Genomic DNA, 682 nt, shown 5'->3' with positions numbered 1-682 from the left:
GCCCGCGGTGGACCCGGGCACCACGACCGGATCCCGGCCGGGGACGTCGGGCAACGCGGGCGAGGAGGCTTCCGGGCTCGCGTCGGGCGGCGGCGCGGGCAGGTCCACGGGATGGCTCACGACGCCCCGGCGACGCGGGTGCGGCGCGGGCCTGTTCGCGTTTTTCGGCCGGTGCCGGTGCTTTGCCGACGGTTTGGCGGAGGGTTTGGGTGGCGTCGCCGGCCTGCCCTTCCCCGCGCCGAGAAGGCCGCACAGCGGCTTGCCGAGCCTGCATGCGTCCACGCTCGTCCCGGTGGCCGCGGTCGCCGGTCCGGCCTCCGCGGCGAAGAAGACGAGCGCGCCGGCCGACAACGTCGCCGACGCCACGACGATGCGCCGCCGGCCTCGTCTCAGCGCCATATCGCTCCCCTTCGACGGGATCCGATGAACGTCACGTCCAACCAGGATCCCAGGTGAGCGGTTACTTACGGCTCACTTACGGATGAGTCAGGGGTGTTGTCGGGGCCTACACGTCGGCGAGGTTCTCCCGGAGCAGGTCGGCGAGCCGCGTGCGGCGCGCCGGCTCCGCACGCTCGCGTACGGCGCGGGCCAGCTCCGGTCCGGCCGCGTGCACGATGGACAGGTGCCGCCGTGCCCGGGTGAACGCGCCGACGACCAGCGGGCGGGTCAGCGTGCCCGCGGC

General features: G+C 74.5%; 1 pseudogene. It reads right to left on the bottom strand.

The features are described 5' to 3' along the window. Window positions 1–399, bottom strand: a pseudogene (locus ACFFNX_RS51860) (hypothetical protein); the annotation flags it as partial. Window positions 400–682: the final 283 nt, after the last annotated feature.

It is taken from the genome of Actinoallomurus acaciae (assembly GCF_042429965.1).
Classification (GTDB): Bacteria; Actinomycetota; Actinomycetes; order Streptosporangiales; family Streptosporangiaceae; genus Actinoallomurus; species Actinoallomurus acaciae.
The sequence above is the reverse complement of the archived record's forward strand: the minus strand, read 5'-3'. Positions and strand labels throughout refer to the sequence as shown.